Origin of the sequence: Pseudomonas chlororaphis subsp. aurantiaca, assembly GCF_013466605.1 — a bacterium.
Taxonomy (GTDB): Bacteria; Pseudomonadota; Gammaproteobacteria; order Pseudomonadales; family Pseudomonadaceae; genus Aquipseudomonas; species Aquipseudomonas chlororaphis_I.
The window spans coordinates 2,272,239-2,284,757 of record NZ_CP059162.1; the positions used below are offsets into that span (position 1 = coordinate 2,272,239).

Here is a 12,519-nt window from a genome sequence, read left to right on the forward strand (position 1 = left end):
GCGGTTCGGATGGACGGGGCGCAACAGGGGCCGGATGGCTCACCAACTGGCCGGATGGCCCAGAGAGACGAGATGAGACTCAAGACTGTTGAAGTGGATGGCAAGCAGTACGCCGAGATCCAGGATGGCAAGCCCGTATATGTCGAAGACGACGGTAAGGAGGTCGCCTTCGATGCACCTGGAACCCGCGCCACCATCACCCGACTGAACTCCGAAGCCAAAGACAACCGCCTGCGCGCCGAGACTGCCGAGAAGACCGTAAGGGCCTTCGAAGGCATCGACGACCCGGAAGCGGCCAAGAAAGCTCTCGGTATCGTCGCAAATCTCGATGCAAAAACACTGGTGGATGCCGGTGAAATCGAGAAGGTGAAGACCGAAATCAGCAAGGCCTACCAAACGCAGCTGGACGAAGCCAACGGTAAGGCGCAGACCTTCGAGCAGCAGCTGTATGCCGAGAAGATCGGCGGCAGCTTCGCCCGCTCCCAGTTCATCGCCGAGAAGCTGGCGGTTCCGGCCGACATGGTTCAGGCCACCTTCGGCAACAGCTTCAAGATCGAGGAAGGCAAGGTCGTCGCCTATGACGCCCAGGGTCAGAAAATCTTCAGCCGTTCCCGCCCAGGTGAGCTGGCCGACTTCAACGAAGCGCTGGAAACCCTCGTTACTCAATACCCCCATCGCGACCACATCCTGAAGAGTTCCGGCGCCAATGGCGGCGGGGCTCCGCACGGCGGTGGTGGCAACACCCAGACCCACAAGAAGCTCTCCGACTGCAAGACCGACGCCGAACGTGTGGCGTGGGCTCAGTCGCAGGCTTAATCGATCACTGAGAGGCCTATATGCCATTCGATCTTCAGGTATTCAACAAACAGACCTATGCCGCCATGACCGAGGTCGTGGATCAGCAGGTCAACGCCTTCAACGAGGCATCCGGTGGCACTCTGGTGCTGACCGCCGGCCAGAACCAGGGCGACTTCTCCATGGAGGCGTCGTTCAAGCAGATCGCCGGCCTGGTGCGTCGCCGCAACGCCTATGGCACCGGTACCGTCGCAGCCAAGCGCCTGGAACACCTGCTCAACGTTTCGGTGAAGGTTGCCGCCGGCACCCCGCCGATTGAATTCGAGAAGCAGCAGTACACCTGGATTCTCCAGAACCCGGAACTGGCCGCAATCAAGATCGGTGAGCAGTTGGCTATCGCTCAGGTGCAGGACCAACTGAACGCTGGTATCCGCGCACTGGTTGCCGCCACCTCCGGCAATGCGGCAGTAGTTCACGACGACTCTTCGGCGGCCCCGACTTTCCGCGTGCTGAACAAGGGGGCAGGCAAATTCGGCGATCGTGCCGGCTCGCTGCGTGCGTGGGTCCTGCACTCCACCACGCTGCATTCGCTGTACGACAACGCACTGGCCAACGCCGAGCAGCTGTTCACCTTCGGCACCGTAAACGTCATGCGTGACGCCTTTGGTCGTCTGTTCGTGGTCACCGACTCCGACGCCCTGATCAATGCCGGCGCGACTCCTACCTACAACACTCTGGGCCTGGTTGAGGGTGCCGGCATCGTTCAGCCGAACGGCGACTTCCATGCAGTGCTGTCGGATACCGTGGGCGGCGAAAACATCAAGACCACCTATCAAGCTGAGTGGACCTACAACGTGGGTCTGAAGGGCTATGCCTGGGATACCGCCGCCGGCGGCAAGTCCCCGACCGATGCTGCCATTGGCACTTCGGCCAACTGGGACAAGGTGGCCACATCGAACAAGGACACCGCTGGCGTCCTGGTCAAGACACTCTAACCCTGATAGGCGCCGGGCTCGCTCGGCGCCACCGAGGTGATCATGAGCAAGAAAAAGATTCTGTGGTTCGTCCCGGGCGCGACCACTCCGGAACTGAAGGAACTGGCCAAGTCCAAAGGCCTGACCATCCGAAATCCGCTGGCCTACAGCGAGGGTGCCGGCCTGGAGGACTGTGACGCGGTCACTGGCATGGTGCCAAAGGCCTACGCGGACAACTGCAAGGTGATCGACGAACCGGATGGCTGTTCCTGGCAGGCCGTTACTCAGTATCAAGACGGCTCAGCCGCGGAAGAGGGCTCCGGTAAGGTCAGGGCGCCGGGTATTGATGACCTGCGCGCAGCATTGACCGCCAAGAACATCACGTTCGACCCCAAGGCCAAAAAGCCCGATCTGCAAAAGCTGCTCGACGAGGCTAACGCCGTCGAAGAGCTGAAAGCCAAGCTGAAGGGCGCGCTGACCGAAAAGGGCATTCAGTTCGAACCTGAAGCCAGCCTGGAAGACCTGCAGAAGCTGCAGGATGGTGCCGCGTAATGACCACCTACATCAGCATCGAGCAGGTGGACGCACTGCTGGGCCCGGCCTGGGCACCGGACGACAAGAAGCCGCGCGCGGTACTGATGGCCAACACCTGGCTCACCAATCTGCGCTTGCCTGAATTCGATCCGGTTCCGGAGGATGTGGCCCAGGCAGGCGCGGAGGTGGCCAGGGAAGCCGCGGCCGGCAATCTGTACGGCGCCAAGGAAACCGGCGTACTGAGCAAGTCGGTCAATGCCGATGGCGTGTCCAGCAGCAAGACCTACGCCGAATCGTCTCGTTCTATCAGCGCTGGCGAGTCGTTCGCCCTAGCCCTGCTGGCGCACTACCTGAACAACAGCGGTCAGACCAAAGTCGTGAGGTGCTGATATGGGCCTTCGAGATGAGCTGCAGGCCGACCTGGCCGAGGCATTCGACACCGACCTGGCCGATGCCGTAGGCGCGGTGGATGGTAGCAGGTCGGTGAAGGGGGACTATGACCCAGCGATTGGGGGCGCCCCGGAGGTGATTGTCTTCTATACCGGGCGCGGCGTGTTCGGGCAGTACAAGGACCGGGAGGTCGACGGAACTCGCATTCTGTCCACGGACGTGCGTCTCAAGGCACTGCAGAACGAACTGTTCATGAAAGAGGGTGGGGTGGTAACTGCAGTGCCGGCTGTACCCGTCATCGGCGACCGAATCAGCGGTTATCGCGTAATCAACGTCGCTCAGGACGCCGCCAAGGCCACCTGGGCCGTTCAGCTGAGGAAGTGAATATGCCGCGTGGTTCGCACATGACAAAGCGGTATGGCGGGCAGTCCGGCAGCTTCGCCCTAAGCCTTGCCGAGTTCGCAGCCCAAGCCACAGAAGCCATCGATGCCAGCCTGCGCGAGATCATCATCGAGGTCGGCAGCAGCCTGATTCGTATGTCACCTGTAGGTAACCCGGAGATCTGGGCACAGAACGCTGTGGCGACCCAGTACAACAAGGCTGTCGACGAACACAACACCGCGCTGCGTAGCGACCCGGCCAATCTGACGAAGGCCGGCCGGCTGAAGCCTGGGCGTAAGCTGAACGACGGCATGGATATCGTTGCACCTGAAGGCTACGTCGGCGGCCGGTTCCGGTCGAACTGGCATCTCTCGATAGACGTGGTCGAGAACGTCACCTTCGACGAGGTTGACCCGGACGGCCAAGAGACGATCGCAGCGCTGGTTTCGGCGGTTAGCGACTTCACCGCCGGCCAGGTTGCCTACCTCATCAATAACCTGCCATACGCCATCCCGCTGGAGTTCGGACATTCGACCCAGGCCCCTAGCGGCATGGTCCGCGTCACCGTAGCCCGCTTCCAGCAGATCGTGCAGGAAGCCATCAGGAACAATCAGGTATGAGCCACAACGTGATTGCCTCGATCTACGAGGCCAGGGTTATCGGCTGGGCGAAGGCTTTGCCTGCACCGCTGAAGGTTGTGGTCGAGAACGAGGCCTACCAACCTGCTGATGGAGAAACCTATCTACGGGTATTCACCTTGCCTGCTGATACTGCGAGCAACACGCTCGGCGGCGATCACCGGCTATACACCGGCGTGTTCCAGGTCAGCATTGTGACGCCTGCTGGCAAGTATCGCGGCGTGGGCGGCACGCTGGCCGACCAGATCGCCGCGCTGTTCCCGCTGTACGAGCGAAATACGAAGAACGCGTTGACCGTGGTGACTATGACCCCAGTCGATCAGGGGCCAGGAGTTCCCAGCGACACAACCTACACAATTTCGGTTTCGTTCGCGTACCGCGCCGACACCAACTAATCCGCCCATTGGGCAAACCACTGAACCCGCCATTGAGCGGGTTTTGTCATTTCTGCAAAGAGGAAAAACCCATGGGCTACAAACTCCCGAACGGCGGCACCTTCCAGCACGCCGCGACCTATGCTACTGCGCTGGCATTCACCGCGATCACCAACGCATCCGAGGCAGTGGCCACGGTCGTCGGCGCCACCTTGTCCGCCGGCGATATCGTTCTGCTCAGCTCTGGCTGGAGCAAGCTCGATAACAAGGTGGTGCGTGTGAAGGCAGCCACTGCAACTGCGATCACCCTGGAAGGGATCGACACCACCGACACCCAGATTTTCCCGGCCGGTGGTGGGGCTGGCAGCATGAAGAAAGTGTTGACCTGGGTGCAGGTTCCGCAAGTAACCGACCTGGCCTTCTCCGGCGGTGAGCAGAACTACCTGGACGTGGTGTTCCTGGAGAATGATCAGGGCAAACAGATCCCGACCGACAAGTCCGCCGCCAGCATGGTGCTGACTATCGCCGATGACCCGGCCCAGGCTTTCAACGCGGTGCTGCTGGCGGCTGACGCTGGCAAGCAGGTGCAGGCCGCACGCCTCAATCTGCCGGGCAATGACTCTCTGCTCTACGGCGCCTATACCTCGTTCTCCAAGCAGCCTGCAGTTTCTCGCAACAATCTGCTGACCCGCACCGTAAACCTGGCACTGCAGGCAGAACCGACCCGCTACCTGATAGCGGTGGTGTAACCCATGGCTAAGTTCACGCTGATCCAGAACCCGACCTTCAAGGCCGACGTAATGATCCCGCGCGTCGGCGGCGAACCGGTGAAGGTGGAGTTCGAGTTCAAGTATCTCGATCGAACCGCACTGGCGGCTCTGTACGCTGAGTGGGGCGAGCGTCACAGGGAGCTGGGGCTGAAGGTCGAGGAGATGGACCTGAAAGAGTTCACCGCTGCCAAGATCGACCTGGAAGTCGACCAGATCAAGGCCGTGGTAGCTGGCTGGGACATCAAGGAAAAGTTTACCGAGCAGAACATCCGCATCTTGGTCACATCGATCGTATCGGCGTCCGGTGCGGTGCTTGCTGCGTACTCTGAAGCCTTCAACCAGTCCCGCCTGGGAAACTCCTAAGCGCCGCGCGCGCCCTCTATGAGCAGGAGCCTTCCGCTGATGAGCTGAGGTCCTTTGGCTTCTTGGCGGGAGATCTGAATGGTCAGGATTGCGAGGTTTGGCCGGACAACTGGCCGGCCTTCACCGTCTTCGAGGCGATGAGCACTCAGTGGCGGGTGGGCGCGTGCGGCGCTACCGGCCTGGACTACGGCGTCTTGCCGAGCGTCATCCGAATGTGTGGCGTGCCGGCGAATTCCAGGCAAAGCATTTTCAGTGACATCCGGCAGATGGAGGCTGAGGCCCTGGCCGTAATGGCTGAACAGAGAGACGACAAATGAGCACTACCTTCGCTTCGCTTGGCATTGCGGTTGAGTCATCCCAGGCAGTCAAGGCCGCTGATGATCTCGACAAACTGGTCGATTCGGCGGTTGATGCCGAGAAGGCTATTGATGATCTCGGCAAGTCTGGCGAGGGCCTGGCCAACACAGGCAAGAAAATCAGCCAAGCGGAGGCGGAGGCCGCCCAGGGTATCGATAAGGCCACTGGCGCGAAGGAGCGCCAGGTCGACGCCAGCCGCAAGGCCGGGGCAAGTGCTGCCAGCGAAATCGCGATTATCAGCCAGCTTGATAAGGCGATGTCCGGCAACATCGGCAGCATTGAGCAACTGATTCAGGCTGAAGGCCTCCTTGAGCGCGCTCGCAAGGGCGGTCTTGTCACCGCTGAGCAGCAGGAGGCGTATCAGGATCGCCTTGGCAAGGCTTACGAGAAGATCGAGAAAGCCGAGGCCAAGGAGTCAGCTCAAAAGCAGCGGCTGATCGAGGCTGAAAATCGCCAGATCGAAGCGCTGAAGCGCACGGTCAACAGCATTGATCCGGTCACTGCGAGGTTGGCCAAGCTCGAGGCCCAGGAGATGGCGCTGGAGGCTGCGCATAAGGCGGGTGTGATCGATGCGAACCGTTACAACGAGGCGCTGGCCAAGATCGGCAAGGACCGTTCCGCACTTACGGCCACAGAGACGGCTTTCGACAAACTGAAGCTCGGTACCCGCCAGGCTCAGGAAAACGTTACCCAGCTGGGCAACGCTTTGGCCTCTGGCGACTTTGGTAGCGGCGCGCGGGCGATCGCGCAATTGGGGGTAGGGGCTGGGGCTTCGGCCAAGAACATGGCCGCGCTGTTGCTTCCTGCGGGTGCTCTTGCCGGCGTGATCGGTGGCTTGGGCTACGCCTACTTCGATGCGATGAAGCAGGCGCGCGAGTTCAATGCTGCTATCAATGGCGGCTCGAACGATGCTGGCCAGACCATCGGCGGTCTCAAGTCCATGAGCGAGTCGGCAGGCGTGCTGACTGGCAACCTGTCAGGCGCACGGGAGGCCGTCATTGCCCTGGCATCTGGCGCGGCCACCAGCAGCACCCAAATGCAGAACTTGGCACAAGCTGCGGCAGCCATCGGCGAGGTAACAGGGAAGGGCGCTGGTGACATTGCGAAATCGCTGGCCAATGCTGGTGACACCGCTACGGAAGCCGCTTCGAAGATCAGCGACCAATATGGCCTGCTGACCTACGAGCAGTACCAGGTCATCAAGGCGATCGACGAGCAAGGAGATCATCAGCGCGCCCTGGACACCCTCAGTGAGAACCTCAACCAATCAGCGCAGGAGCGGCTGAAGAACTATCGCGGCTCGCTGTCCGATATCGAGCGCGATTGGGATCGGGTCAAAAACGCGATCAAGGGCGCTTACGCGGAAATTCGGTCGGAGATATTCCCTGACCTGGCCAAGCAGATCGAAATCACCCAGCGGGTACTGGACACCCGGAAAGGTGGCGGCGTTGCTGGTGCGGTATCGAACGGGCTCAGCTCGCTCAACTCCTTCCTGGGGTTGAACGATGGCGAGAACGACGACTCGACGCTGGCATTGGAGGCAAAACTGGCTTCGCTCAAGGCGCGCCAGACTGCGAGTGAAGGGCTTACCGCTTCCACCGGTGAAGCAACTCATGCGAACAAGGAACTGATCGCGGTCCAGAAGGAACTGGACAAGCAGCTCGATAACTTGAACCCGCTGGCTAAGCGCCAAGAGGCCTACAAGAAGCTCGACGACCAGTTCACCAAGCTTTACCAGAATGCCGAAAAGACAGGGCAAAAGTCGGCGACCCTTGATGGTGTGCAGTTCGACGGGAAGAAGTTCTCCGGCGGTGCCTACGACAAGTTGCGCAAAGCAATCGACGACCAGAACAAAGACCCTAAGTCAGCATCTGGCACCGTCGACCTGACCGGCTTCAACGACTCGAAAAACGCGCTCACCGGCATCCTGTCCGAGTACAAAAACGCTCAGAAGGAACTGGACGCAGCGCAGAAGGCCGGCCTGGTCTCCCAGGCCGACTACCTGCTCAAGCGCCAGGCCATGATCGGCAACGAGCGCGACGAGGTTACCGCGGCTTACGAGGCGGAAATCTCGGCGCTCGAGGCGACCAAGGGCAAGGCCGGTACCTCGGCGGCTCAGCGCATCCAGCTGGACCAGAAGATCGCCGATGCCCGCGCCTCCATGGTCAAGGCGCAGAAGGATGCTGACTCGGAACTGGCTGTGCTGGCCTCGAACGAGGAGGGTAGGCTCAAGAAGCAGGCCCTGGCCGTCAGCACCTATACCGGCGCCTTGCAGCAGCAAGTCGACACTCTGCGCAGGCAGGGGCAGCGTGCGGCCGCCGGCCTTGGACAAGGTGACCGGCAGCGCGGCCTGACCGACCAGCAGAACGCCATCGACGATCGCGTCAATCAGCAGCGCCTGGACTTGGCCAACCAGTACGGTGACGGTTCCCGAGGCATGAGCCTCGACGAGTACAACCAGAAACTGGCGGCCCTGGACAAGGCGCAGCGGGACCTGCAGGAAACGGCGATTGCCAACTACGACGAGATGACCGCTGCCCAGGGTAGCTGGAGCGCCGGCGCTACATCGGCGTGGCAGAACTACCTGGAGTCGGCTCGGGACGTCGCAGGGCAGACGAAAAGCTTGTTCACCAATGCCTACAGCTCCATGGAGGACGCGGCCGTCAACTTCGCGGTGACCGGAAAGGGCTCGTTTTCCGACTTCACCAAGTCGGTGCTGGCGGATATGGCGCGGATTGCGACCCGTCAGGCCAGTTCAGCATTGCTGGGCAGCTTGGTAGGTGCAGCAACCAGCTATTTCACCGGTAGTGGTACCGGGGCGGCCTCGGCTGGTAGCACACAGGCTGGTTATACCGGGGTCGATTTCTCTGGATATCGAGCTGCTGGTGGTCCTGTCGCGCCCAACTCCCTGTACGAGGTCAACGAACTGGGGCCGGAGTTGTACAACGAGGGCGGTCGGTCATTCCTGATGACTGGGGCAAATGGAGGCAGCGTTACGCCCCTGAGCTCTGGAGGTGGGGCTGGAATAGCGGCTATGAGTGGTAGCGGCGGGCCAAACATCCAGATCAACGCACCGGTGAGCATCGTCACGCAGGACCGTAGCGGGGAGGGCATGCAGCTCGACCAGCAAGCTCTTCAGCAAAGCCTTCAGGCTCAGATGAAAGCGGTAGCCGAAAAGGCTGTGGCGGATTCGTGGCGCGCCGGTGGTACCAGTTTCAGGAACACAAACGGGAGGGCCTGATGGCTATCGAAACATTCATTTGGCCAACCCAGAACGGGGATGCACCCGAGATCACTTATCGGGTGCGCACCTCTCAATTCGGTGACGGCTACAAGCAGGAGGCCGGCGACGGTCCCAACAACAAAGTGGACTCCTACCCAATCACCTTCAGCGGCACGAAGGCCAGGGTGTTGGAGATCATGGCTTTCCTCGATCGGCACGCTGGAGCGAAGGCTTTCCTTTGGACAACGCCACTTGGCCAGCCTGGCCTTTTCACCTGCAAAAACCCTGTTCCCACCCCGGTGGGCGGGGGCGTTTTCAAACTCACGGCCACCTTTGACCGTGCCTTTCATCCATAAGGGGCAACCATGCCACTGATCAGCGATATCCAGTCCCTCGAGCCTGGCAGTGAGGTACTGCTCTTCGAACTGGACGGTTCCGACTACGGGGCGGACGTGCTGCGCTTCCACGGGCACGCCATCCCGCACACACCGGAGGAGCTGTTGGCGGCGGGGCCAAACGCCGACCAGCTTCCGGCCAAGGCGATCTGGTGGCAGGGCAACGAATACGGCGCCTGGCCCATGCAGATCGACGGCATCGAAGCCAACGGCGACGGCACCGCGGTACGCCCTACGCTGTCGGTCGGCAACGTCAACGGCCGCATCACTGCCTTGTGCCTGGCTTTCGATGATCTGCTCGAGTTCAAGCTGACCATGCGCCACACCCTGGGCAGCTACCTGGATGCGCAGAACTTCCCAGGCGGCAACCCAACGGCTGATCCAACCCAGGAGACGATCGAGGTCTGGTATATCGACCAGAAGACGAACGAGGACGGGGAAACGGTCAGCTGGGAGCTGGCCAGCCCTGGCGATGTTGGTGGCGAATCCATCGGCCGGCAGGCGACCACGCTTTGCCACTGGTGCCTCACCGGTGGTTACCGCGGGCCGAACTGCGGCTACACCGGCGGCTACGTCGACAAGGACGGTCTGCCTACGGACGATCCCGAAAAGGACGAGTGCGACGCCACCCTGGGCAGAGGGTGCATTCCGCGCTTCGGTGAGGGTAACGAACTGCCTTTCGGTGGTTTCCCCGCTGTATCCCTTATTGCCCGGAGCTGATCATGCGCAAACACATCCTGAGCGCGATCCAGGCGCATGCGGCAGCCGAGTACCCGAAAGAGTGCTGCGGCCTGCTGCTGGCCGTTGGGCGCAAGCAGCAGTACTTCCCGTGCCGCAACATCGCCTCGGAGCCGAACGAGGAGTTTCGGCTGGAGCCTGAGGACTACGCCGCGGCCGAGGACCTGGGTGAGGTGATCGGCATCGTGCACTCGCACCCTGACGCCACCAGCCGGCCGTCGCCGCGCGACCTGGCCATGTGCGAGGCTACGGCGCTGCCCTGGCACATCCTGAGTTGGCCCGAAGGGGATCTCAGGACTATTACGCCGGCGGGCAACACGCCGCTGCTCAAGCGTCCATTCGTCCACGGCGTCTGGGACTGCTGGCAGGTCTGCGCGGACTGGTACAGGCGCGAGTGGGACTTGGAGTTCGAAGCCTTCCAGCGTGCTGATGGCTGGTGGGAAGACCCGGCCGGGCCGAGTCTCTATGAGCAGGCCTATGAAGCGGCGGGATTTGTGCGGGTAGACCAACCGCAGCGCGGCGATATGATCGTCATGTCCGTGGGGCGCACCGCGCATCCGAACCACGCGGGGGTCTACCTCGGTGCCGATCCGGAGCTGCCCGGGGAGTCAGCCGAGGTGTTCGGCCCTGGGCCTTTCCTGCTGCACCACCTGTACGGCCGACCAAGCGAGATCATCGTATTTGGCGGGCCTTGGCTCGATCGAACCCGCCTGATTCTTAGGCATAAAGCAGCTAAATTGGATTTTGCCTAAGCTGGCTCTGGGGCTCGTTCAACTTGCCTTAGAATATCCGCGCCATGGTCAATTTCGGCTCGACGAAGATCATACGCAGACTGAAGATTCGTCCAAAATTGTGCGCTGGTATTCAAGCAAGCAGCCAAACGCAGCGCAACGTCAGCAGTAATGCCGCGTTTCTCACGAACAATTTCATTCACCGTTGGCGGGGATACGTGAAGCATTCTCGCAAGAGCCGTCGGCGTTAAATCCATTGGGAGAAGAAATTCTTCCCTGAGAATTTCGCCCGGATGTACAGGGCGCATGCCGTTATTAAACACAAGTCACCTCAGTGGTAGTCTACAATTTCAACGTTTTCTGGCCCCTGAGCATCCCAGGTGAAGCAGATACGATATTGATCATTGATTCGGATGCTGTATTGGCCTTGTCGGTTCCCTTGTAGTGCTTCCAGCCGATTGCCGGGCGGCGAACGCAAGTCCTGTAATGCGATCGCCTGGTCTAGCATGGTCAGCTTCCGTTGTGCCACAGGCAGGATAGCCCTCCATTTTCGGGAGGATCCGGTGGTGAACAGGGTCTCGGTGTCGCCACAGCGAAAACTGATAATCATCATTAACGCTTAACGTTATTCGTTAATGAGGATTGTAGGTCTGCAAAAAATCATAATTTATTTATTCGATGAACGGCATCCCAGGGACATTTTTGCGAGTGGTGGTACATTGCGCCACTTTCAGGACGAGGAAAAGTCATGCGGATTTTGATTGGTGCGGCGATGGTAGCGTTGCTGGCTGGGTGTGCGTCTTCGGCCATCCCGGTTAACCAGGCGGAGCCGGTGCCGCACGATGAGCTTTACGCGTTTCAGGCTAAGCCGGCAGGAGAAAGCGGCAAGGTCACTGTTGTCAGAGACTCAGGGGCGGTCGGATCAGGCTGTGACATCGTGGTGTATGTTGATGGTCGAAAGGCAGCAAAAATCGGAACCGGTCAGCGCGCCTCGTTCTATCTGCCGCCCGGAAACCCGAATATTGGTGCAGGCTTGGCTGGCTCTGGGTTGTGTGGCGGGGCGGCGATTCGAACAATCTCCGCCAATGTGCAGAGCGGGAAAGAGAGCCTTTACAGAATCAGTGGGGACATGGGCGGGTTTTACATAGGCCCGTATGTCGATTACCAATAAATGAAATTCAAGTAGCCGCCTTCGGGCGGCTTTTTTGTGTCTGGAGGAAAGCATGCTGGCAACTGCTGCTCATTATCAGCCGATGACTACGATTAAGTTGTCTGGATCACTCGCCACAAAGTTTGGTCGGGTTCATCGGCGCTTGCTCGACTCCGGGCAGGCCTGGGAGGCATTCAAAGCGCTGAAATCCACGCTGGAGGGGTTCAAGGAAGAAATTCAGCGCCTTGATCGCCTGGGTATGCGCTTTGCAGTGTTTCGCAACCGAAAGAACGTTGGCGAGGAAGAGTTTGGGATGGGCGGTGCTACTGAAATTCGAATCGTGCCGGTCATTCATGGAAGCAAGAGGGGCGGGCTCATTCAGACCATTGTCGGTGCAGTTTTGATTGTGGCCGGTACGTTTCTTTCAGCCACGCCGTTCGGTGCCCCTCTGATCGGCGCCGGTATTGGTCTGGTCGCCGGTGGCGTGATCCAAATGCTCAGCCCCCAGGCCTCTGGCCTCAAGCAGAGCGCATCCCCCGAAAACCTACCTTCGTATGCCTTCGGCAGCGCCAAGAACACCACCGCCAGCGGCAACCCTGTCCCGATCTGCATCGGTGAACGTCGGTGGGGCGGGATGATCATTTCTGCATCGATCTACGCCGAAGACAAAACGTAACCAGAACACCGCACACAGGCCGCCCATGAG

The 12,519-nt window shown here is 60.3% G+C and carries 18 protein-coding genes; 16 read left to right on the top strand and 2 right to left on the bottom strand.

Annotation, left to right across the window (positions count from 1 at the left end; all coding sequences use genetic code 11):
- Positions 1-72 precede the first annotated feature (72 nt).
- The 14 genes from H0I86_RS10545 (at position 73) to H0I86_RS10610 (ending at position 10,684) form a co-directional block, all read left to right on the top strand.
- Complete coding sequence (locus tag H0I86_RS10545; RefSeq protein WP_180924956.1) at positions 73-816, top strand: DUF6651 domain-containing protein; 744 nt, start codon at positions 73-75, stop codon at positions 814-816.
- A 20-nt stretch (positions 817-836) separates the two neighbouring features.
- Positions 837-1,790: a major capsid protein gene (locus H0I86_RS10550; protein WP_180924957.1), complete on the top strand. Its 954-nt coding sequence runs from the start codon at positions 837-839 to the stop codon at positions 1,788-1,790.
- 42 nt (positions 1,791-1,832) lie between these two features.
- Positions 1,833-2,321, top strand: a complete 489-nt coding sequence (locus H0I86_RS10555; protein WP_180924958.1) for a HeH/LEM domain-containing protein — start codon at positions 1,833-1,835, stop codon at positions 2,319-2,321.
- Positions 2,321-2,692 (top strand): hypothetical protein, encoded by a 372-nt coding sequence (locus H0I86_RS10560; protein WP_180924959.1) that lies wholly within the window; start codon positions 2,321-2,323, stop codon positions 2,690-2,692. Before H0I86_RS10555 ends, H0I86_RS10560 begins: the two co-directional genes overlap by 1 nt.
- A gap of 1 nt (position 2,693) precedes the next feature.
- On the top strand, positions 2,694-3,077 hold the full coding sequence (locus tag H0I86_RS10565; protein WP_180924960.1) for a hypothetical protein: 384 nt from the start codon (positions 2,694-2,696) through the stop codon (positions 3,075-3,077).
- Positions 3,078-3,097: 20 nt separating this feature from the next.
- The gene (locus H0I86_RS10570; protein WP_180925814.1) at positions 3,098-3,694 is read left to right on the top strand and encodes a hypothetical protein; all 597 of its coding nucleotides are present in this window, start codon (positions 3,098-3,100) and stop codon (positions 3,692-3,694) included.
- Complete coding sequence (locus H0I86_RS10575; RefSeq protein ID WP_180924961.1) at positions 3,691-4,107, top strand: phage tail terminator-like protein; 417 nt, start codon at positions 3,691-3,693, stop codon at positions 4,105-4,107. Before H0I86_RS10570 ends, H0I86_RS10575 begins: the two co-directional genes overlap by 4 nt.
- Before the next feature lie 71 nt (positions 4,108-4,178).
- Positions 4,179-4,835, top strand: coding sequence for a phage tail protein (locus H0I86_RS10580; protein WP_180924962.1), 657 nt, complete (start codon positions 4,179-4,181; stop codon positions 4,833-4,835).
- A gap of 3 nt (positions 4,836-4,838) precedes the next feature.
- On the top strand, positions 4,839-5,219 hold the full coding sequence (locus tag H0I86_RS10585; RefSeq protein WP_009048053.1) for a phage tail assembly chaperone: 381 nt from the start codon (positions 4,839-4,841) through the stop codon (positions 5,217-5,219).
- A gap of 44 nt (positions 5,220-5,263) precedes the next feature.
- On the top strand, positions 5,264-5,536 hold the full coding sequence (locus H0I86_RS10590) for a DUF1799 domain-containing protein (protein ID WP_180925815.1): 273 nt from the start codon (positions 5,264-5,266) through the stop codon (positions 5,534-5,536).
- Positions 5,533-8,817 (top strand): phage tail tape measure protein, encoded by a 3,285-nt coding sequence (locus H0I86_RS10595; protein WP_180924963.1) that lies wholly within the window; start codon positions 5,533-5,535, stop codon positions 8,815-8,817. Before H0I86_RS10590 ends, H0I86_RS10595 begins: the two co-directional genes overlap by 4 nt.
- Positions 8,817-9,155 (top strand): phage tail protein, encoded by a 339-nt coding sequence (locus H0I86_RS10600; protein WP_180924964.1) that lies wholly within the window; start codon positions 8,817-8,819, stop codon positions 9,153-9,155. The genes H0I86_RS10595 and H0I86_RS10600 overlap by 1 nt, the downstream gene beginning before the upstream one ends.
- Positions 9,156-9,164: 9 nt before the next feature.
- Complete coding sequence (locus H0I86_RS10605; protein ID WP_180924965.1) at positions 9,165-9,914, top strand: phage minor tail protein L; 750 nt, start codon at positions 9,165-9,167, stop codon at positions 9,912-9,914.
- Positions 9,915-9,916: 2 nt separating this feature from the next.
- Entirely contained in the window at positions 9,917-10,684 is a 768-nt protein-coding gene (locus tag H0I86_RS10610; RefSeq protein ID WP_180924966.1) for a C40 family peptidase, read from the top strand.
- Here H0I86_RS10610 and H0I86_RS10615 read toward each other — a convergent pair.
- Together H0I86_RS10615 and H0I86_RS10620 are read right to left on the bottom strand one after the other, a co-directional pair.
- Positions 10,681-10,971, bottom strand: a complete 291-nt coding sequence (locus H0I86_RS10615) for a HigA family addiction module antitoxin (RefSeq protein WP_373369423.1) — start codon at positions 10,969-10,971, stop codon at positions 10,681-10,683. The two genes, H0I86_RS10610 and H0I86_RS10615, sit on opposite strands and share 4 nt — an antisense overlap.
- Before the next feature lie 23 nt (positions 10,972-10,994).
- Positions 10,995-11,273, bottom strand: a complete 279-nt coding sequence (locus tag H0I86_RS10620; RefSeq protein ID WP_180925816.1) for a type II toxin-antitoxin system RelE/ParE family toxin — start codon at positions 11,271-11,273, stop codon at positions 10,995-10,997.
- 138 nt (positions 11,274-11,411) lie between these two features.
- On the opposite strand from H0I86_RS10620, the gene H0I86_RS10625 reads away from it, so the two are divergent.
- Entirely contained in the window at positions 11,412-11,834 is a 423-nt protein-coding gene (locus tag H0I86_RS10625; protein WP_180924968.1) for a hypothetical protein, read from the top strand.
- A 52-nt stretch (positions 11,835-11,886) separates the two neighbouring features.
- Entirely contained in the window at positions 11,887-12,489 is a 603-nt protein-coding gene (locus H0I86_RS10630) for a tail assembly protein (RefSeq protein WP_180924969.1), read from the top strand.
- Positions 12,490-12,519: the final 30 nt, after the last annotated feature.